This is a genomic window from Nocardiopsis akebiae (assembly GCF_018316795.1).
Classification (GTDB): Bacteria; Actinomycetota; Actinomycetes; order Streptosporangiales; family Streptosporangiaceae; genus Nocardiopsis; species Nocardiopsis dassonvillei.
On record NZ_CP074132.1, the window covers coordinates 3,633,653 to 3,655,040 of the forward strand.

The window sequence follows — 21,388 nt, forward strand, 5'->3', positions numbered from 1 at the left end:
GTCGGCGGCGAGTTGCGCCAAAAACCCGAACCCGCGGGCGCCGCACCACCCCAAACCCCGAACACGCCACCCATATCACGATGCGTGCACAACCGGTCACTATCACACACAATGACCCCATGGCTTCCACCGCACGCATGCTCGCCACCACCGCGCTCGCCGCCGCCCTGACCGCCCTGGGCACGCCGGCCCAGGCCACGACCACCACCGCCTACCCCGGCCACACCACCAGCCGCTACGTCCCCCTCACCAACGCCACCTCCACCCAGGCCCACGAAGCCGGATGCACCGAAGGACGCACCGGCGCCACCGGCCCGCGCATCCTCTTCTTCGGCACCCAGGAAAAGGGCGACACCCTACGCGAACCCGGCACCTCGGGAAACTCCACCACACCCCGCTCCGCCTACAGCAAGGCCGCCGCCTACACCCACCACTGGGCCCAGGGCTTCACCGAGTGCCGCACCGGCCAGGCCACCGCCCACCTGGCCCTGGGCGTCAACAACAAGGACGACGGCGGCGTCACCGGCGCCCACGCCGGACAGCGCTGGGCCGACCTGGTCACCACCGCCCAAGACGCCTCCACCACCGAGGCCGTCACCATCACCGCCGCCCTGGACGCCGAACCCTCCTGGTCCACCCCCGCCTGGGCCCGCGACTGGCTCGCCGCCTACACCCAGGCCACCACCACACCGCTCTACGCCGCCAACTCCGCCGACTCCTGCCCCACCACCGGCTCGGGCGGCTGCGCCAACGGCTGGCGCCTGGCCGACGTCCACCACATGGCCGGCGGAGGCAACCCCCGCGTCCACGTCATCCCCCAGATCTACCGCACCGACGGCATCCAGGCCGACCAGTGGGCCAACATCAGCCGCTGGGGCCACACCAACGCCGACGACCCCCTGCGCTTCGCCGGAGCCATGTCCCAGCACACCGCCTGCCAACAGCGCACCTGCAACAACACCGACAACACCCCCCAACAGTCCTGGGACCAGCTCAAGAAGGCACTGGACGCCCACAGCAGCACCCGCGTCAGCGACCTGGGCCCCGCCACCGACATGCGCTGGCCCTGAAAGCCCCGAACACACCGCCCAGGAGGGCTCCCGCACCGACCGGGAGCCCTCCTGACCGCTGCCCCCAACCCCCGCGACAGGGGAGCCCGCACCACCGCGCCCACACCCGCGAACAGGACACAATAGACACCAGCACCCACGAGCGCAGGAACGGAAGAACCACCCATGGCCACCGCACCCCACCACCGCGCAGGCCGCCTCACCACCCTGGCCTACCTCTTCCTCCTGCTCTCCCAGAACATCGCCGCCCTCCTCCTGCTCCCCCTCGTCGTCCTCGCGGCCGTACTCACCCTGACCTGGATCGGCCTGCCCTTCGTCATCCTCACCGCCCTCCTCCTACGCACCCTCGCCGACAGCCAACGCCGCACCCTCAGCCACCTGCTCATCAAAAACAGCAAAACCCCCCGAGAACGCACCGCCACCCCCGGCCTACCCACCCCCACCAGCCGCCCCCTACACCGCCCCATCGCCTCCGCCTACCGCCCCATCCCCCCCACCGGCATCACCCGCCGCGGCACCGCCATCATCACCGACCCCGCCACCTGGAGAGACCTGCTCTGGCTCATCTCCGCACCCGCCAGCTTCCTCCTCGTCGCCATCCCCCTCACCCTCATCGCCCACGGCATCGAACAACTCCTCTTCGCCCTCAACCTCACCGGCCCCACCCTCTACGACACCTACACCCCCACCACCACCCTCAACCAACTCATCATCCTCATCCCCGCCCTAGCCCTCATCACCCTGGGCTGGATCCTCATCCCCCTAGCCGCCGACACCTACCTGCGCTTCAACCGCCTCCTGCTCTCCCCCTCCGAAAAAGCCCGACTCACCGCCCGCGTCGCCCACCTGGCCACCAGCCGCGCCCACACCATCGACACCCAGGCCTCAGAGATCCGCCGCATCGAACGCGACCTCCACGACGGCGCCCAAGCCCGCCTCGTCGCCCTGGGCATGAACCTCGGCATGGCCGAACAAATCGTCGAAAAAGACCCCGAAACCGCCCGCGCCATGCTCACCGAAGCCCGCGAAACCACCCGCCACGCCCTCACCGAACTCCGCGACCTCGTCCGCGGCATCCACCCACCCGTCCTCGTCGAACGCGGCCTCGACGGCGCCGTCCACGCCCTCGCCCTCACCCACCACCTGCCCATCACCGTCACCATCGACCTCCACGGCCGCCCCGCCGACCCCGTGGAATCCGCCGCCTACTTCGCCATCGCCGAACTCCTCACCAACACCGCCAAACACGCCCACGCCACCCACGCCTGGATCCACATCAACCACGGCCGCAACCGCCTCGTCATCACCACCACCGACAACGGCACCGGCGGCGCCACCCCCGCCCCCGGCAGCGGCCTGGCCGGCATCCGCCGACGCCTGGACGCCTTTGATGGCACGATGAACATCACCAGCCCACCGGGCGGCCCCACCATCGTGACCCTGGAGATCCCGTGCGTGTTGTCCTCGCCGAAGACCTTGCCCTCCTCAGAGACGGACTGATCCGCCTCCTCCAGGCACACGACTTCACCGTCGTCGCCGCCGTCGACAACGGCCCCGACCTGCACACCGCCCTCACCGAACACAAACCCGACGTCGCCGTCGTCGACGTACGCCTACCCCCCACCTTCACCGACGAAGGCCTCCAAGCCGCCATCGCCGCCCGCACCCAGATCCCCGGCCTGCCCATCCTCGTGCTCTCCCAGCACGTCGAACAGCTCTACGCCCGCGAACTGCTCTCCGACGACACCGGCGGCGTCGGCTACCTCCTCAAGGACCGCGTCTTCGACATCGGCCAGTTCATCGAAGCCGTCCGCCGCGTCGCCGACGGCGGCACCGCCATGGACCCCGCCGTCATCTCTCAACTCCTCGCCCGCCAGGACCAGAGCGGCCCCCTGGCCCAACTCACCCCCCGCGAACGCGAAGTCCTGTCCGAAATGGCCGAAGGACGCTCCAACTCCGCCATCGCCGCACGCCTCTACATCACCGAAAAAGCCGTCAGCAAGCACATCAACAACATCTTCACCAAACTCGACCTGCCGCCCTCCTCCGACGACAGCCGCCGCGTCCTAGCCGTCCTGGCCTTCCTCAACGGCCAGTAACCACCCGCCGATCACACCCCCGGCACCCAGAACCAGCCCGACCGGACCACGCGTGCACACCCACCCCGGCAACGCCGTCAACACCAGGTACCGCGCCAACAGCACGGCGGTCACCGCGCCCGCCCCCTGAACCCGGACACTCCACGGACACACCGGCGTGACCGCACCAACCGCGATACACACCAAAGGCCGCGGCCCAGACCACCCGATCCGAACCGCGGCCCCGACACCGCCGCCCACTACCCCCTACTGCTGCTCACGACGCACCCGGTACAACCCGTCGATCTCCTCCGCGAACGCCCGCAGCACCGCCTCACGCCGCAACTCCCCCGACGCGTGCACCAACCCCGACTGCACCGTGAACTCCTCCGCCAACACATGAAACGACCGCACCGCCAGATGACGCGGCACACTCCGATTGGCCTCGTACACCAACCCCTGCACCTCACGCAGCAGATCACGATCCCCCGCGATCTCCTCCGGCGCCATCGCCAACGGCCGACCGTTCACCAACCGCCAGTACTCCAACTGGTCACGCACCAACGTCACCAACGCACTCGCGAACGGCCGCCCCTCCACGATCACCAACACCTGACTGATCAACGGATGAGCACGCAACCGCGCCTCGAACTCCGCCACCAGCTCCGCGTCCCCCCGCTCCACACGCTGCTCCCGCGCCTCCCCCGCCGCGGGCTCACCGCCCCCGGCCGGATCCACCGCGGCGAAGGCGGCCGTCACCGCCAACATCTCCCCCGAACCCTCACCCGAGGCCGCACCGGACTCCTGCTCCGCCGCGGCCTCCAACGCGGGCGCCTCCCGCCGACGCACACCCTCCTCAGGGGCACGCCGCTCCCGCACCGGCCGCCCCTCCAGCGCACGCTCCTCAGGCCCCTCCAGCACACGGCCCTCCAACGCGGGCGCCTCATCCACACCGCGCGCCACGAACCGCCCAGCCAACTCCTCCGTCGCCGCCTGCACCCGCAACCGGCCCGCCACACTCACGACCCCGTCCGCGTCCACCTCACCCGCGTACCCGGTCGCCAACCACCCCTCACGGAACGCACTCCGCGAGGCCTTGCCCTCACCCCAGTACCCCGAGAACACCGCACCGCCGCGCACATGGATCTCGCCCTCACGCGACACCCACACCTCACGACCCTCCAGGGCACGCCCCACCGTCCCCGGAACCCGGTCCCCCACAGCACCGGCCGTGAACACACCCGCCGCCTCGGGCGTACCGAACGCCTGCACCACCGGAATCCCCACACCGCCGAAGAAGGAGTCCAACCGGTCCGACAACCCGCCACCCCAGCACACCGCCAGATGCACCCGGCCACCGAACAACTCCCGCACCCGCGAGAACTGCCAGTCATACATCGACCGCGACAACCGCTGCCACGCACTCCTGCGCGGCGACCGGTCGAACTGCACCGCCGACTCCACCGCCGCGTTGAACGTGCCCAAGGAGTCCCACCCCGTCGAACGCGCACTCCCCCGCTCGACGTCGAAGACACCCTCCAACACCCGGGCCGAACACACCAGCACGGTCGGCTTGAACGCCTCCACCTGCCGCATCAACCCCGTCGGGCCCGCCAACCCCACACGCACACGCCCCACCATGCACGCCACCAACGCGGCCAACCCCGAGATCTGCGACAACGGCAGATCCAACAACGTGCTCGCCCGACCCTCAGGCAACTCCGACAACCGCGGCCACATCCGGTCCACCACATCCGCCGCCGCCGACAACAACGCCCCGTGCGACAACACCACACCCCGCGTCAACCGCGACACCGTACTCACCGGATACAGCACCACCGCCACGTCCTCGGCCACAGCCCCGTCCCGACGAAACCGCACCGACGACGCGTCCATGTACGCACCCAGCGACACCACACCCGGCAGACCAGCGTCCATCCGCCACACCCTGCCCAGGTCCGGCAACTCACGCTGCAAGCCCGACACCGTACGCAACGACCGCTCGCCCTGCACCACCGCGGCCGCCGGACGCGTCTGCCGCACCACGTGCGTCAAACGCTCCGCCGACACCGACTCCGGCAACGGCACCAGCACCGCACGCACCGACCACACGGCGAACGCCAACCGCACCCAGTCCTGGTGCGACCCCGACACCACCACGACCCGGTCGCCCTCACCCACACCGGCCGCCACCAGACCCTTGGCGACCGCCGTCACCTCCGTGGCGAACCCGCCGGCCTTCACCCGCTCCCACCGGCCGCGCTCACCGCGCACGGAGAACACCTCCGCATGGGCCTCCTCCGTGGCCACCCCGTACATCAGGTCGCTCAACCCGGAAAGACCCCGAGCCCACATACCGGGAGTGACACTCGGACCGCCCATACCCACTCATCCTCTTGCCGCATCGGAAGACAGGCCGGACAGGCCCACCTCAATCAGGGGATTGCGACCTACTGTGCCCATTTCCCCACCACACGGCAACCCCGAACGCAGACCCGCAACGCCCCAGCCCACACCGCGACCACAACCCACCCGCCCCGGCACCGCACCCCCAGGGCCCGACACACCCCCACCCACGGCACCCGGGCCCACACCAACGAAAAACGCTCACCGCACCTTCGTACGCACCGACCACACATACGCCAGCAACGACAGCACCGCCACCGACACCATCACCACCGCCATACTCACCAACGACGGCTCACCCGTCTCCGTCAACCCCGCCAACGACGCCACACCACCGCCCAGCGCGAACTGCAACGCACCCATCAACGCCGAAGCAGTACCCGCCACAGCCGCAGGCTGCCCGTCCAGAGCCGTCACCGTCGCGTTCGGCATGATGAACCCGACGCTGAGCATCATCAACGCGAGCAGCGCCACGACCATCCACAACTGGGCCACACCCAGCACCGCCAACACCGCCAGCACACCCACCGAGGACAGAGCCAGCACCAGCCCCATCCCCAGGCGCCGCAGCGTCTCCACACGACCCACCAGGAAACCGTTCAGCTGCGTACCCGCCATCATCCCCAGCGCGTTCACCGCGAACAGCCCCGCGTACAACTGCGGCGAGACACCGAACTCCGTCTGCGACACGAACGAGAACGCCGACACGTACGTGAACAACATCCCGAAACTGAGCCCCATCGTCAGCACGGGACCCACGAAACGCGGCTGACGCAGCAGACCACCCACCGTCGTCACCAACTGACGAGGACCCTGCCGACGACGGTCCTCAACAGGCAGGCTCTCCGGCAACCACACCAACACCAGCACAAAGCTCAGCGCCGACATCACCGCCAGGACCCAAAAACTCAACTGCCACGGACCCACCAGCAACAACTGAGCACCCGCCAACGGAGCCAACAGCGGAGCCAGCATCATCACCAGCGCCAGACGCGAGAAGAACCGCACCGCGTCATCACCCGCGAACAGGTCACGCACCACCGCACGACCGATCACCGCACCCGCCGCACCGGCCACACCCTGCACGAACCGCAGCGCGATGAACAACGTCACGTCCGGCACGAACACGCACAGCACCGACGTCACCGTGAACAGGGCCACGCCCACCAACAGCGGACCACGACGGCCCACCGCGTCACTCAACGGCCCGATCACCAGCTGGCCCACGGCCAGGCCCAGCATCATCGCCGTCAGCGTCAGCTGGATCTGCGCCTCGCTCGTCCCCAGATCCCGCGTGATCTGAGGGAACGCCGGGAGGTACATGTCGGTGGCCAACGGCCCGGTCGCCGTCAGCACACCCAGGACCAGCACCAGCAGCGCCACCGACTTGCGCGAGGGCGTCCAGCGCGCACCCGCCTCCGGCACGGGGGCGGGGGAAGAAACCGGGACAGGGGAAGAGGACCTCTCGACCGCCTCCCGGTCAGGGACCGCGGAGGGGGAGTTCGGGGACTGCACAGGCACTCCAGTTCAGGAACGGGAAAAGCGCCGGAAGGAGGAGCCCCGCCGACGACGGACACTCCCATACCAACATCCCGACCCCGCGGATCGCCTCCTCTTTATCCCCCAGAACGCCTGTGATGTCCGTTACGACCCGGACGGTTACCTTACGAGCCGGTCCAGCAACCGCACGACCTCGCCCTCCGGATCCTCCGTCAGACCACCGTGGATCGGCCCCGGCTGCACAATCGTGCTCCGCGGAGCAGTCAACCACCGGAACCGCTGACCGGGGCGCTCACGACCGGCCGCACCCGCCCCCGCGCCACCACGGCACATCACCTCCACCGCCTCCAGCGCACGCCGCACACCCGCCACGTCCGCCTCAGCGTCCACCGCCAGCAACCGCCGCTCGTCCAACGCCGAACGAGCCCCCAGGAACCCCCGCTCCTGGCAGTACACGATCACCCCGGCGTTCACGCACTCACCGCGCTCCAACCGCGGCACCACCCGCAACAGCGCGTACTCGAACACCGCACGCTCACGCCGCTCACCCACACGACCGGTCGTCACCGCGTCGCTGTAACGCCTCGGGGCGCTCATACCGTCACCTCCGGCAGCCAGGAGCGCTCGGCCACCCGGGCCAGCAGGTACCGCACATACGCCTCACGCACATCCCCGGGACCGTCGAACCCGGGCTCGTCCACCAGCCACTCGTCCGGCACCAGCTCCACCACACGGCGCAGCAGACCCTCGTCCACCAAGGGCGCCAGGTCCGCGTCCGCGGCGGCCAGGTCCGGCGACGCACCCGACAGCACGTGGTCGGAGGCGTCGTAGGGACGGTGCACGAACCGCTCGGCGTTGGCCCAGTTGTGGTGGAAGATCAGCGTCGCACCGTGGTCGATCAGGTAGGGGCGCCCGTGCCACAGCAGCATGTTCGGGTTGCGCCAGGACCGGTCCACGTTGCCGGTCAGGGCGTCGAACCACAGCACCCGCCCGGCGAACCCGCGGTCCACCTCGAAGGTCAGCGGATCGAAACCCAGCGAACCCGGGAGGAAGTCCATCCCCAGGTTGAGCCCGCCGCTGGCCTTGAGCAGCTCCTGCACCTCGGGGTCGGGCTCGCTGCGGCCGATCACCGCGTCGAACTCCGTCGTGACCAGCTCCGGAACGGGCAGGCCCAGGGCGCGGCCCAGTTCCCCCGCGACGACCTCGGCCACGAGCGTCTTGCGCCCCTGCCCCGCCCCGAGGAACTTGACCACGTACATGCCCAGGTCGTCGGCCTCGACCAACCCCGGGAGCGAACCTCCTTCGCGCAGCGGCAGCACGTACCGCGTCGCGACCACCTTTCTCAGCACGCGGACCAGCATAGGCAGCCCGCGGAGCGCTCGCGCACCGACGCCGCGACGGACCCGCCGCTGAGCCGGACGCAGGGGGCCGCGGCCCCCGCCCCCTCGCCGCGCCGGAACCGCCTCCCGCCAGCGCCACTAAAGGACCCTGAACACGTTCTAGGCGACGTCCCAGGACCGCCGCGACACGCCGAACCGCTTCCGGGAGGGAGATCGTTAGGAGGGTGCGGCGTAGCCGCGCGATCTCGTTTTCATTCGTTTTTACGAAAAAGAACCGCCACCTGTACGACGTAGATTTATATCGGACGCAAAGAAGGGGTCCGGCGCCGGAACCGGACCCTTCGTGCGCTTTTCCCGAGCCGCCTGCTCCCTGCTAGAGGTTGTCCTCGGGGTTGTCGCCCCACTCGCCGTCACCCTCCCCCGGTGTGGGCACGGCCGGAGTCGGCTCCGCTCCCCCGCCCTCCCCCTCCTCCTCGCCTGGGAGCGTCCCCGGCCCCTGCGGGCTCTCCGGGCTCTCCTGCGCCTCGGGGGGCTGCGCCGGACTGGGCATCTCCGGCGGCGGGAACTGGAGCATCCACCAGTACAGCAGCGACACCAGCAGCAGGATGAGCACCAGCACCAGGCCCAGCCCGCCGATCAGCCACCAGTTGCTCTCCCCCGCCGCCACGGCGCTGTCCCTGCGCCCGGCCCAGGGCGCCCACCGCACCGAGGCGGGACCGCGCGAGCCCGCCCAGTGCGGCATCACCACCGGGCCGCGCACGGCCGCCCGTCCCGAGCGCGCCGCCACCTTCAGGAAGTCCTCCGCGGCCGCGCCCGACCCGTCGTGGGCCAGGGCCACCCACAACGCCGAGCGCCCGTGCGTGCGGGCCGCGACCACGTCGGGGCTGCGGCGCACCGCCTCGGCGAACCGCTCGCGCGCGCCGCCGTCACCCGCGGCGCCGGAGTCGAGCACGGCGACGCTCACCTGGTTCCCGGACCCGTCCCTGCCCAGGTAGACCACCCCGAGGGAGGAGTCGCGCACCCGCCCCAGCAGGCGGTAACCGCCCAGTTGACGTGGATCACCCTCGTTCAGCCCCATAGTGGGAACCGCCATGTCATCCCCCTTGCCCTCCACTCCGGCCGTCCGCTTCGCCGCGTTGTGTACCGGACTGGTGCCCGCGAAACGGGTAGTGTCACCACAGGTGAGTGATCCACAACCTATCCGGTGCCCCCGCGTCGGGGCTCCCTGCTAGGAAGGCGGCACATGGCAGAGAGCGGAAACGGCTCAACGCCCTCCGCGGGCCCGGACAGCACTCCGGGCGAACCGACCCGGCTGCTGCGCGCCGCGCTGCACGAGGTGTCCAGGGTGATCGTGGGCCAGGAGCGCATGGTGGAGCGCTCCCTCATCGCCCTGGTCGCGGGAGGACACTGCCTGATCGAGGGCGTGCCCGGCATCGCCAAGACCCTGGCGGTGTCCACCCTGGCCAAGGTCACCGGGGGTTCGTTCGCCCGGGTGCAGTTCACACCGGACCTGGTGCCCTCCGACATCGTCGGCACGCGCATCTACCATCCCTCCACCGAGCAGTTCGACGTGGAGCTGGGGCCGGTCTTCGCCAACTTCGTGCTCGCCGACGAGATCAACCGGGCCCCGGCCAAGGTGCAGTCGGCCCTGCTGGAGGTCATGGCCGAGCGGCAGGTGTCCCTCGGCGGGACCACCCATCCGCTCCCCTCCCCGTTCATCGTCATCGCCACACAGAACCCGGTCGAGTCCGAGGGCGTGTACCCGCTGCCCGAGGCCCAGCGCGACCGGTTCCTGATGAAGGTCAACGTCCGCCATCCGCGCGCGCACGAGGAGATGGAGATCCTGCGCCGGATGTCGACCACCCCGCCCACCGCGCACCAGGTGCTCGACCCCGTCACCCTGAGCGAGCTGCAGTCCGACGCCCAGCGTGTCCACGTCCACCAGCTCATCGCCGACTACGTGGTGCGGCTGGTCATGGCCACGCGCGAGCCGGAGAACCACCAGATGCCGGACCTGCGCCAGGTGCTGGAGATGGGGGCCAGCCCCCGCGCCACCCTGGGCTTGGTCTCGGCCGCGCGGGCCCTGGCCCTGCTGCGCGGGCGCGACTACGTGCTCCCCGACGACGTGCGGGTGCTCGCCCACGACGTCATCGCCCACCGCCTGGTGCTGACCTTCGACGCCCTGGCCGACGGGATAACCGCCGAACAGGTGGTGGACCGCATCCTGTCGACCGTGCTGGCGCCGCGGGTGATCTGGGACGAGCCGCCCAGCGGGGAGACCGCCTCCTTCGCCTCCGCGAGGTGAGCCGGTGAACGCACCCGCCATCGGCACCGACCCCCGACTGCGCGCCGCGCTGCGCCGTCTGGACCTGCGCATCGTGCACCGCCTGGAGGGGCTGCTGCACGGTGAACACCTCGGCCTGCGCCTGGGGCCGGGCTCGGAGGCGGCCGAGGCGCGCCTGTACCAGCCGGGCGAGGACGACGTGCGGCTCATGGACTGGTCGGTGACCGCGCGCACCGACACCCCGCACGTGCGCGACCTGGTCGCCGACCGCGAGCTGGAGAGCTGGACCCTGCTGGACCTGTCGCCGAGCATGGACTTCGGCACGGGCCTGCGCTCCAAGCACGAGGTGGCGGTCGGGGCGATGGTCGCGGCCAACCTCCTCACCCAGAAGGTGGGCGACCGCTTCGGCGCCCACTTCCTGCACCGGGGCGCGATCCGGCGCTGGCCCGCGCGTTCGGGCAAGGAGGCCCTGCTGGCCCTGCTGGCCACGGTGGCCGCGGCGCCGAAGGGGGACGAGCGCGAGCCCTCGCCGCACCGGGCCACCCTGGCCGACGCCATCGGCGACCTGGTGCGGGTGCGCCGCAGGCGCGGCCTGCGGGTGGTGGTCTCCGATTTCCTGGACACCCCCGCCTTCGGCGGCGGGGTGACCTGGGAGCGGCCCCTGCGCCAGATGGCCGCGCGCCACCAGGTGCTGGTGGTGGAGGTGGTCGACCCGCGCGAGCTGGACGTGCCCGAGGTGGGCGACGTGACGCTGCGCGATCCGCGTACGGGCATGGTGCGCGACGTGCGGCTGACGCGGGCGGTGCGCGAGCGCTACCGCCAGGCGGCCGAGGGGCAGCGCCGCGCGGTGCGCGATGCGCTGCGCCGGTGCGGGGTGCACCACCTGACGCTGCGGACGGACCGGGACTGGGTACTGGATACGGCACGCTTCGTCATCCACCAGAGGCGTACCGCGCACCACCTGGCCCGCCACACCCCGGGAACGCCCCGGTGAGCGCGGCGGGCCGCACCGAGGAAGCGAACGAGGGCGCGGGCGCGGACCCGCGGGACAGAGCCGAGGCACGGGGGATTGAGTCATGACCTTCCTGGAGCCCCAGAGGTTGTGGTGGCTGCTCCTCGTCGTCGTACTGGTCGCCGCGTACGTGTTCGCGCAGACCCGGCGGCGCGAGTACACGATGCGCTTCACCAACCTGGCGCTGCTGGACCAGGTGGCGCCGCACCGGCCGGACGTGCGCAGGCACGTGCCCGCGGTGCTGTTCACGGTGACGATCGGGGTGCTGATCGCCTCGATGGCGCTGCCGGCGATGCCGGTGCAGCAGCCGCGTGAGCGGGCGACGATCATGGTGGCGGTGGACGTGTCGCTGTCGATGGCGGCCAACGACATCGACCCCAACCGGCTGGAGGCGGCCAAGAAGTCGGCCCAGGGGTTCGTGGAGACGCTGCCGGACCGGTTCAACGTGGGTCTGGTGGCCTTCTCCTCTACGGCGACGGTGGTCTCCTCGCCCACCCATGACCACCAGGCGGTGATCGGATCGATCGAGAACCTCCAGCTGGGTCCGGGCACGGCGATCGGCGAGGGGGTGTTCGCCTCGCTGGAGTCGATCAGCAGTTTCGACGAGGACGCGGACGTGGACCCGCCGCCGTCGGCGATCGTGCTGCTCTCGGACGGGGAGAACACCAGTGGCCGCGACATATCGCAGGCCGTGGCGATGGCGGCGGAGCAGGAGGTGCCGGTCTCCACGATCGCGTTCGGCACGGGCGCGGCGATGATCGAGATCGACGGCTACCAGGTGCCCGCCGACATCGACAAGGAGGCGCTGCGCGGTCTGGCCTCGGACACCGGGGGGCACTTCTACGAGGCGGAGAGCGAGACGGAGCTGGACGAGGTCTACGAGGACATCGGTTCGTCCCTGGGCACCGAGCTGGTGCACGAGGAAATCGTCACACGTTTCGTGCTGGTGGCGATCCTCCTGGCGATGGCCACCGCGGTGACGTCACTCCTGTGGTTCCAGCGGCTCCCGTGAACGGGAGTGGGCCTGCGGGCCCCCTCCCGCGCAGGCGTCGGGTGACGTGGGACACATCCCTTTAGGTGGGGTTTACACCGTTCCTGTTATGTCCACGGGTTAGCGTTGGCATGTTTTGTCCTGCCCATCACATGAGGAACGATGCCGAACACACCCGCAGTGCCGACGGCGATCTGCTTTGACCTGGACGACACCCTGATCGACGATCTCGCCGCGTCGTCCACGGGGCTCCGCGCGGTCATGGATCGGCTCGGCCACCCGGACTTCGGGGCAGCCCGCAGTCTGTGGGACGTGCAGACCGAGATCTCCTTCGGTTCCTACCTGCGCGGACGCCTGAGCCTGGAGCAGCAGCGCCGCGAGCGCATCCGGGCCCTGGCCGTCCAGGCCGGCCACGCAGACCTCGCCGACCAGCACTGCGACGAGCTGTACCGGATCTACCTGGAGGCCCACCGCTCGGCGTGGCAGGTCTTCCCCGACGCGATCCCGTCGCTGAACGCGCTGGCCTCGGCCGGATACCGCCTGGCCGTGGTGACCAACGGCATCGAGTCCCTCCAGCACGCCAAGCTCCAGTCCATGGAGCTGGCCCCCTACTTCCACGCCGTGGTGTGCACCGACACGGTCGGAACGGGCAAGCCGGACCCGCGCATCTTCCACACCGCCGCCCAGCGTCTGGGCGTGGACCCCACCGCGTGCTGGCACGTGGGGGACCAGATCCAGGCCGACGGCGTGGGCGCCGCCGCCGCGAGCATGCGGCCGGTCATGATCGACCGCCGGGGCCACCAGCGCTTCGAGTCGGTGACCACCATCGCCAACCTGGACGAACTGCTGCGTCTGGTGGGCCTGCCCAGCGCGACCCCCGCCGCCGGCTCGCTGTGACCGCCGCCTCCCCGGGCGTTCCGGGTCGGCGCGTCACCGCGCACCTGGTCGCCGCCGACGCGCCCGCGGTGCTCGGGGCGCGCGTTCTGTTCGGCCAGGACCCCGCGGACGTGGTCCGCGGCCTGGGCGGCCTGGCCCCGGACGCTCCCCTGCGCGCGCTGGACGTGCTCACCGAACTGGCGTCCGCGCCCGGCGGCGCCCCGCTGCACATCGACCGGGTGGTGTTCGCCGAGGCCGGGTCGGACGTCTCCTGGCCCTCGGCCGCGGACGCGGGTCTGCGGCCCTCCCCCGCTGAACTGGCCTGGGAGGAGCCCGCGCCCGGCAACGGGCTGACGCCGCTGCGCCGGTTCGCCTCCTACGGGATCGTCACCGACCCCCGCGGGAACGTGCTGCTGAGCCTGATCGCCGAGGGGTTCCCCGGCGCCGGGACCTGGCACCTGCCGGGCGGCGGCGTGGACGCGGGCGAGGACGTGCGGGCCGCGCTGCGCCGCGAGGTGGTCGAGGAGACCGGCCAGGACGGCCTGGTCGGGGAGCTGGTCACCGTGTCCAGCCACCGCCGTGGGGGCTCGGGCGGCTACGACATCTACGCGGTGTGGGCGTTCTTCCGCGTCCTGGTCTGCGACCCGGGCCCCGCCCGGGTGCTGGAGGAGAACGGCTCGACCGCCGACGCGCGCTGGTTCGCCCCCGGTGAGGTCGCCGGGCTGCGGCTGTCCACCACGGCCCGGCGCGGCCTGGCCTACCTGGGCCTTTCCGGCACGTCCTGAGCCCGCGGCCCGGCACCGGCTCCGGTGCGTCACACCGGTGACGCCCGGGACGGGCCGTCAGCTCCGCGGCAGGTCCCTGACGAACACGATCCCGTCGCTGTCGGCCAGGCGGGAGGGGTCGAGCGGGGCGTAGCCGAACCAGGCGGACACGCGGGGCGCGGGACGCGCGCCGCCCAGGTCCGCGGCCAGCCGGGGCGCGTCGACCACGCAGCGCTCCTCCCCGAGGCCGTACAGGAGGCCCTCGACGGTGTCCGGGGGCGGGGTGCCCACGCCCCGGTGCCGGACGGTGCCCAGGGCCGTGGCCAGGAAGGCGTACTCGGGCCCCAGGCGGGCGCCCACGATCGCCCCGGCGCCCCACCAGCGCAGCGGCGGCCCGCCCATCCGCATCGTGCTCTCGCCGCGCTGGAGGTGGGCGTTGTGGGCGTGGACCAGTACCGGGCCCCGCTCGGCGAGGGCGAAGAGGTTGTCGGCCATCATCTGGTCGCGCAGGCCCAGCAGCCGCGTCATCCGGCTCGGCGAGGTGTCGACCGTCATCCCCGCGTCCTCCAGCCGCGTCATGCGCCGCGAGGAGGTGTCGGCCATCCAGAAGTGGTAGCGCAGCAGGCCGGTGGCGGTGCGCGCGTACAGGCGCGCCCGGTCCCATTCCTCGCGCGAGGTCGCCGAGACCAGGCGCGGCGTGTGCGCGTCGAGCAGCGCCGCCAGGTCGTCGGCGAGCATGCGCAGCTCCCGGACCTCGTCCGAGCGCCCCACGGACTCGGCCGGGTCCAGCATCGCGTCGGGGTTGGTCCACCGCGCGTCCTCGCCCGTCAGGCGGTCCAGCGTCCGCGCGTCGCACGGGAGCTGGTCCGCCTCCACCCAGCGCGCGAGGTAGCCGTGGAGGGCGGTCAGGGCCCGCCGGGGGCTCTGGGCGCCGGTCATCTCCAGCGGGCCGTCGAAACCGGCGAAGCGCACCTGTTCCGCGGCGGGCCTGCCGTCGTTGCGGGCGCGCATCCAGCGCACGAGTTCGCGGTTGGCCGCCGACGCGCCGAACCCGTGGCTGAACCCGTGCTCCACGGCCTGGTCGAGGGTGCCCGTCCCCGAGGTGACGTACTCGTCCACGGCCAGGCCCGCCAGGCAGTCGCTCTCGACGGCGATCGTCCGGTAGCCCTCCCGTTCGACGAGATGGCGGAAGAGCTCGTTGCGCAGGTCCAGCAGAGCGTCCTCTCCGTGGGTGGGCTCGCCCAGGGCGAGCAGTCGCGGCCGGGCCGGGAGCAGCCCCATGACGGCGGCTGCCCCGAAGGTGTGTGCGGTGTCCCTGGTGACAGTGTCCATACCCTCAACGGTATCGTTGAAGTAACGGTTGAGACTTTTTCGGTACAGCGGCGGGGATATGGCTAAGAACCTTCAAAGCGGTGATCGGCTCAGGCCGATCGACCTGGCGCGCGGGCACGGTCTGTCCACGCAGGCGGTCAGGAACTACGAGGAGGACGGGATCCTCCCGGAGGCCGACCGCACGCGCCACGGCTACCGCACCTACACCCCGCTGCACGCCCGGGCGCTGAGCGCGTTCGTGGCGCTGGTATCCGGCCACGGCCACCAGGGGGCGGCCTCGGTCATGCGGGCGGTGAACGGGGGCCGGACCGAGGAGGCGCTGCGCCTGATCGACGAGGGCCACGCGCAGCTCCTGGAGGACCGGCTGACCCTGCGGGCCGTGGAGGAGGCCCTGCGCGGTCTGGAGGGCGGCGCGCGGGCACGGTCCGCCGGCCCGGCCGCGTCCGGTGGACGGACCGGCTCCGGCGGGCGGGCCGGGGCGACGGCGCCCCCACGAGCGGACGAGGAGCCCGGGGCGGCCGGGGCGGCGGAGCCGGGCGCCACGTTCATCGGGCCGCTGGCGGACAGGCTCGGCGTGCGGCCCGCGACGCTGCGCGCCTGGGAGCGCGCCGGGCTGGTGCGCCCGCGCCGCGACCCTCGTACGGGGTACCGCGTCTACGGCGGGGCCGACGTGCGCGACGCCCTGCTGGTCCACCAGCTCAGGCGGGGCGGTTACCTGCTGGAGCAGATCGGCCCGCTGATCGCCCAGGTGCGCTCGGCCGGCGGGCTGGAGCCGTTGGAGGGCGCGCTCCGCGACTGGCGGGCCCGGCTGTCCGCGCGCGGGCGGGCGATGCTGGCCGGGGCCGCCGAGCTGGAGGCGTACCTGCGCGAACGCGGATGAGACCCCGGCAACCAGTCGGAGTGGGCTCGGAGGGCAACGGCGCCGTCGAGCGCGGGGGCCGCCCGCATGGTCGTCGCCTCACCCGTGGTTCGGGCATTCCACCGCTTCGGGTGTCTCGTGGCAGGCCACGACTCTGACAGGCCGCGGCCCTATCGACATGGCCCAGTACTGTTCGGGGTTCTCGGGGGGAGCCTCCACACGGAAGGGCTCGTCCCCGTCGCGCAGGACGACCTCGCCGGAGTTCTCCCGGGCGTCGACGTGGTGCGCCCGGATCTCCCACTCACAGGTCTGTCCCGCGGTGAGAGCCTCCACGCGGAGCCCGCCCGGTTCGAGCCCTCCTCCGACGTCGATACGTCGGCGGCTGAAGTAGGGCTGGCCCTGTTCGAGTCCTTCGTCGGAGATCAACAGCAGCGGATCGTCGTGGGTGAGGTCGACGACCACGCCGGGGTAGGTGGCCTCACCGGCCGTCGGGAAGTCCACGACGGTCGTGGCCGCCGGTTCCGCGCAGGAGATGTTGGCGGGTTCCATGTCCACGATGCTCACCTGGGAGCTGCGCGCCGACATGAGGGTCATGGTGAACACGGCCGCGCCGACCCGGGGGGACGTCCCCGGTTCTTCCCAGGACCACCCGCCCGGCGGAGTGAGGTGCACCGTGGTGAAGGTGCCCGGGATCAGGCGTCCTCCCAACGCCTCCAGGAGGTCCCAGGCCTCGACGCGGTCGAGGGTTCCCAGCTCCTCGGCCTGCTCCGTGGTCAAGGGACGGTCCAGGACCACCCGGAAGCTTTCCGGGAGCGAGGTGTCGTAGGCGACCGCGTTGGTGAACGGGGGGCTTCCCTGGTCGATCGTGGTCTGGGCGGTCCGCTCCCCGCGTAGACGAGCCTCCGCGGACCACAGGTCGTAGGCGTAGGTGCCCGCGAAGCCTCCCGCGGTGACCAGCAGAGCGATCACGGCGGAGATCGCCCAGGCCCGGACTCGGACCCTGGGCGACGCCCCTCGGCCCTCGGGGAAGAACCGCGCCTGCAGGACATCGAGGGTGGTCGGTTCGTCAGCCTCTTGTCGAACCTCGCTCCGCGGCCGCTTCCGGTCCGGGCGCGTCGCGCGTCGGGGGCCGCGCAGCCAGCGCAGGAGCGGCCCCCACGGGCGGTGCCCGGACCGGGAACGATCGCTCGGGCCCACCTCGTGGCCACGGGAGGAGGCCGCGGGGCCGGGCCCGCTCCTCTTCTTCGGTGGACGCTTCTTCCTTCGACTTGCCATAGCGGCGCCTCGGTCTCCCCTGAGAGGTGTGCGAGAACGACAGTAGTGAGCCGCGGCTCTCCGCTACAGGAGATGGCCGTAAGCGGACAGGGCCTGACCGGATCCGCGGAAGGAGAATCCGCGTCGAAGGATCCGCACCCCCGAACCCGCCTCCTCGTTCCGGCTTTCGGGGGACGGAGGAGACGACCGTGCGCCCGGACGGGCGGGCCGGACCCGGCGGCGGTCGCCCGATCGGTGACCTCTGGCGCGGGGCGCTGGCGAGGCCGGGAGCGATCCCGTGGGCCGGTTCCTGTCCGACGCGTTCCCGGTGCCCTCGAAGGCGTTTCCCGTGTGACCGAGAGAGGTTCTCATGAGCGACGACGTGCAACACCAGGCGGCGGACCGAGACGACGAAGAGGGGCCGAACGCCCAGGCATCGTCTCCGTACCCGGGGCCGCATCCGTTCACCGAGGAGGACGCGGCTCGTTTCCACGGCAGGGAAGCCGCGGTGGACTGTGTGCTGGCGGCGTTACGCGGCCAGCGGCTGGTGCTGCTGCTCGGCCCGTCGGGCAGCGGCAAGTCGTCCCTGGTCCGGGCCGGGGTACTACCGGCCCTCGCGGACGGCTCCCTACCGGGCGGCGAGCGCTGGCTGCCCGTCCTGGTCCGGCCGGGCCGGGACCTGGCGGCGGAGCTGGAACGGGGCGGCCTTCCCGGAACCGCGAGCGAGGGCATCGGCCGCGCGGCCGAACAGCGCCTCGCGGACGCACCCGACCACGACCACCTGCTGCTGGTCATCGACCAGTTCGAGGAGTTCCCCTCCCACCCCACGGCTGAGGGCATCGCCGCCGAACTGGCGGCGCTGACGAGCGCTCATCCGGCGACGCGTCTTCTCCTGGTCATGCGCGACGACGCGTATCCGCGCCTGGCGGCCCGCTGCCCGGAGCTGTTGGGCGCCGCGATCCCCGGGCTCGTCAACATGCCCGCCACCCTCACCGACACCGAGCTGAGGGACGTCATCACCCGGCCCGCGCAGACCGCGGGCGCCCGGGTCGAGGAGGGGTTGGCGGAGGAGGTCGTCGAGGACCTGCACCGGGCCTCCGCTGCGGACGGGCAGGTGTCCGCGACTCTTCTGCCGCCGTTGGCGCTGGTGTTGAACCGGCTTTGGGAACGTCGCGTGGACGGCCGTCTCACCCGGGACGCCTACACGCGGATCGGCGGTGCCGCCGTGTTCCTCGCCGCCGGGAAGAGGCGGGAGCGGCAGTCCGTGCACCGCCCCGGGCGTTTCAACGCCGTCCTGGCCGGGCTGGTCGCCCTCACCCTCATCGCGACCGGGCTGGCCGTGTGGCAGCGCCAGTCCGTGCTCACCGCACGGTCAGACCAGCGGGCCGCGCAGTCCCGCCAACTGGCCGCCCAGTCCAGGGCGGTGTTCGACTCCGACCTCGAACTCGCCTCGCTGCTGGCCGTCCAGGCGTACCGCACCAGCCCCACCCGGGAGGCCACCGCCAGCCTCTACAACGCCGCGGACACAGGCCTCGAAGGCAGCTTCGACAACGACTCCGACGGAGTGGCTTCGGTGGCCTTCAGCCCCGACGGCACCACCCTGGCCACCAGTACCGCCGGCGGCATCAGCGGCGACGTCCACCTGTGGGACGCGGCCACCGGCGAAATGATCAACACGTTCTACGGCTACGACACGGTCATCGACGCCTCGTTCAGCCCTGACGGCGCCACGCTCGCGACGGGCGACGAGGAAGGCGTCGTACACCTGTGGGACACCACCGGCGACCTGCTCCATGACCTCACCGGACATGGGAGCTGGGTGAACGCCGTGGCGTTCAGCCCGGACGGCGCCACCCTCGCCACGGGGAGCGCGGACGGCACGGCACGGCTGTGGGACACCGCCACCGGCGAACAGCTCCAGGTCCTCTCCGACGGCCTCGGGGAGGTGTTCGACGTCGAGTTCAGCCCGGACGGCGCCACCCTCGCCACGGGCAGCGAAGACGGCACGGCACGGCTGTGGGACACCGCCGACCACGAGGAGCGGCGCGCCATCGATCCCGGCGGCGACCTCCCGGTGTACGACGTGCTCTTCGGCTCCGACGGCGACGTCCTGGTGACCAACACGACCACAGCCGTGTCGTTGTGGGACACGCGCAACGGCTCGCAGGTCCAGACCCTGACCACCACCGGCCGCCCCCTGGTCGACACGGTGACGGTCAGTCCCGACGGCGCCACCCTCGCCTACGGCCTGACCGACGGCAGGGTACGGCTGTGGGACACCGGCGGCACCGCGTCGCCCCGAACCCTCGTCAACGGCCGCGACCCGGTGTTCGACCTGGCCTTCAGCCCCGACGGGACCAGTCTCGCGACGGGCGGTCTCGATGACGGTACCGTCCACCTGTGGGACGCGGCCTTCGACGCGCGACGCCACGTCCTCGACGCCGGGGAGACCGGTTGGGACGATGTCGCCTTCGGTCCAGACGGCACCTACCTCACCACGACCGCGATCCGGGACGCCAGCTGGGACGGCACCTGGGACGAGACCGGCACCCGGGAGTCCCGCTGGATGAGCACCGTGCGTTTCTGGGACGCGTCGACCGGCGAGGAGCACCGCACCCTCACGGGCTACGAACTCGACGGGATCTTCTTCACCGGTGTCGACGGCTCGACCCTCGTCACCACCGAGAACGTCGGCGAGCTCACCGTCCATCTGTGGGACGCGGCCACCGGCGAGAGGCGCCACACCTTCTCCGCCCGCGGCAACGAGGTGTTCGACCCGGCCTTCAGCTCCGACGACGACGTCCTTCACCAGGCTTTCAGCCCTGACGGCTCCGCCCTCGCCCTCATCCACGAGTACGGTGCCGTCTGGCTGTGGGACACGGCCACCGGCGAACAAATCCACACCTTCGTCCTCGGCGAGGAGCCGGTGGCGCACACGGCGCTCAGCGCGGACGGGGAGACACTCGCGACGGTTCAACGCAGGGACCACGGACAGAGCGTGGTCCGGCTGTGGAACGCGGCCACCGGCGAGAGGCTCCACACCCTGACCGGCTACGACGAGGACGTGTCGGTACTGGAGTTCAGCCCCGACGGCTCCCTCCTCGCCACCGAAACCGGTTCCGAGTTCGTGTACCTGTGGGACGCGGCCACCGGCGAGAGGCTCCACACCCTGTCCCTCGATGAGGGCTCGGTGTCGTCCATGGAGTTCAGCCCCGACGGCACGCTCCTCGCCACCGGCACCGGCAGCGCGGGCGCCACACACCTGTGGGACACGGCCACCGGAGCGCTGCGCCGGACCTTCCCCGACTCCTCCGATGGATTCGTGGAGCTCCTGGCGTTCAGTCCCGACGGAACCCGTCTGGCCACCTCCACGGGCACGGACGACGGAGTACGGGTCTGGGACGTGGACCTCCCGGACGCGGAGGAGGCCGCGGCGCGGATCTGCGGTGCCTTCGGCCGCGACTTCACCGTGGAGGAACGCGCGCTCCACCTGCCCGGGCTGTCCGACGGTCCCGCGTGCGCGGGCGCCGTCGGCGAAGGCGGCACCAGCCGCGACGGCGCCTGAACCCCGTGCACCGGCACGCCCGCGGGTTGGTCGGCCTGGTGGCGTGCCCCCTACCGC

17 protein-coding genes are annotated in these 21,388 nt (G+C 71.5%); 10 read left to right on the top strand and 7 right to left on the bottom strand.

The genetic code is table 11. The features are described 5' to 3' along the window. Positions 1–137 precede the first annotated feature (137 nt). From KGD83_RS15770 to KGD83_RS15780, 3 genes are all read left to right on the top strand, one after another. Entirely contained in the window at positions 138–1,070 is a 933-nt protein-coding gene (locus KGD83_RS15770) for a hypothetical protein (protein ID WP_212644450.1), read from the top strand. 165 nt (positions 1,071–1,235) lie between these two features. Continuing rightward, positions 1,236–2,570 carry a sensor histidine kinase gene (locus KGD83_RS15775; RefSeq protein WP_212639930.1) on the top strand — a complete coding sequence of 445 codons (1,335 nt, stop codon included), beginning with the start codon at positions 1,236–1,238 and terminating at the stop codon, positions 2,568–2,570. Beyond that, positions 2,522–3,169 (top strand): LuxR C-terminal-related transcriptional regulator, encoded by a 648-nt coding sequence (locus KGD83_RS15780; RefSeq protein ID WP_212639931.1) that lies wholly within the window; start codon positions 2,522–2,524, stop codon positions 3,167–3,169. Before KGD83_RS15775 ends, KGD83_RS15780 begins: the two co-directional genes overlap by 49 nt. Before the next feature lie 246 nt (positions 3,170–3,415). On the opposite strand, the gene KGD83_RS15785 is transcribed toward KGD83_RS15780, so the two are convergent. From KGD83_RS15785 to KGD83_RS15805, 5 genes are all read right to left on the bottom strand, one after another. Beyond that, a complete protein-coding gene (locus tag KGD83_RS15785; protein ID WP_212644451.1) occupies positions 3,416–5,503 on the bottom strand; it encodes an AMP-binding protein in 2,088 nt (695 codons plus the stop codon). A gap of 252 nt (positions 5,504–5,755) precedes the next feature. Further along, positions 5,756–7,069 (bottom strand): multidrug effflux MFS transporter, encoded by a 1,314-nt coding sequence (locus KGD83_RS15790; protein ID WP_212639932.1) that lies wholly within the window; start codon positions 7,067–7,069, stop codon positions 5,756–5,758. Positions 7,070–7,213: 144 nt separating this feature from the next. Then, positions 7,214–7,651 (bottom strand): DUF3037 domain-containing protein, encoded by a 438-nt coding sequence (locus KGD83_RS15795; RefSeq protein ID WP_013152991.1) that lies wholly within the window; start codon positions 7,649–7,651, stop codon positions 7,214–7,216. Continuing rightward, positions 7,648–8,415 (bottom strand): HipA family kinase, encoded by a 768-nt coding sequence (locus KGD83_RS15800; protein ID WP_212639933.1) that lies wholly within the window; start codon positions 8,413–8,415, stop codon positions 7,648–7,650. The genes KGD83_RS15795 and KGD83_RS15800 overlap by 4 nt, the downstream gene beginning before the upstream one ends. A 352-nt stretch (positions 8,416–8,767) precedes the next feature. Further along, complete coding sequence (locus KGD83_RS15805) at positions 8,768–9,487, bottom strand: protein kinase family protein (protein WP_212639934.1); 720 nt, start codon at positions 9,485–9,487, stop codon at positions 8,768–8,770. 150 nt (positions 9,488–9,637) lie between these two features. Between KGD83_RS15805 and KGD83_RS15810 the strand changes: the two genes are divergently transcribed. From KGD83_RS15810 to KGD83_RS15830, 5 genes are all read left to right on the top strand, one after another. Continuing rightward, complete coding sequence (locus KGD83_RS15810) at positions 9,638–10,699, top strand: AAA family ATPase (RefSeq protein ID WP_212639935.1); 1,062 nt, start codon at positions 9,638–9,640, stop codon at positions 10,697–10,699. Positions 10,700–10,703: 4 nt separating this feature from the next. Beyond that, on the top strand, positions 10,704–11,672 hold the full coding sequence (locus KGD83_RS15815; protein ID WP_212639936.1) for a DUF58 domain-containing protein: 969 nt from the start codon (positions 10,704–10,706) through the stop codon (positions 11,670–11,672). Between the two features lie 82 nt (positions 11,673–11,754). After that, positions 11,755–12,702, top strand: coding sequence for a VWA domain-containing protein (locus tag KGD83_RS15820; RefSeq protein WP_212639937.1), 948 nt, complete (start codon positions 11,755–11,757; stop codon positions 12,700–12,702). A gap of 141 nt (positions 12,703–12,843) precedes the next feature. After that, positions 12,844–13,578 carry an HAD family hydrolase gene (locus KGD83_RS15825; protein ID WP_212639938.1) on the top strand — a complete coding sequence of 245 codons (735 nt, stop codon included), beginning with the start codon at positions 12,844–12,846 and terminating at the stop codon, positions 13,576–13,578. Next, the gene (locus KGD83_RS15830) at positions 13,575–14,342 is read left to right on the top strand and encodes an NUDIX hydrolase (RefSeq protein WP_212639939.1); all 768 of its coding nucleotides are present in this window, start codon (positions 13,575–13,577) and stop codon (positions 14,340–14,342) included. The genes KGD83_RS15825 and KGD83_RS15830 overlap by 4 nt, the downstream gene beginning before the upstream one ends. A gap of 57 nt (positions 14,343–14,399) precedes the next feature. On the opposite strand, the gene KGD83_RS15835 is transcribed toward KGD83_RS15830, so the two are convergent. Beyond that, on the bottom strand, positions 14,400–15,653 hold the full coding sequence (locus tag KGD83_RS15835; RefSeq protein ID WP_212639940.1) for an erythromycin esterase family protein: 1,254 nt from the start codon (positions 15,651–15,653) through the stop codon (positions 14,400–14,402). 58 nt (positions 15,654–15,711) lie between these two features. On the opposite strand from KGD83_RS15835, the gene KGD83_RS15840 reads away from it, so the two are divergent. Next, positions 15,712–16,533, top strand: a complete 822-nt coding sequence (locus tag KGD83_RS15840; protein ID WP_212639941.1) for a TioE family transcriptional regulator — start codon at positions 15,712–15,714, stop codon at positions 16,531–16,533. Between the two features lie 78 nt (positions 16,534–16,611). On the opposite strand, the gene KGD83_RS15845 is transcribed toward KGD83_RS15840, so the two are convergent. Continuing rightward, positions 16,612–17,481, bottom strand: coding sequence for a hypothetical protein (locus KGD83_RS15845; protein ID WP_212639942.1), 870 nt, complete (start codon positions 17,479–17,481; stop codon positions 16,612–16,614). A 655-nt stretch (positions 17,482–18,136) separates the two neighbouring features. Here KGD83_RS15845 and KGD83_RS15850 point away from each other — a divergent pair. After that, positions 18,137–21,331, top strand: coding sequence for an nSTAND1 domain-containing NTPase (locus KGD83_RS15850; RefSeq protein WP_249351891.1), 3,195 nt, complete (start codon positions 18,137–18,139; stop codon positions 21,329–21,331). Positions 21,332–21,388 lie beyond the last annotated feature (57 nt).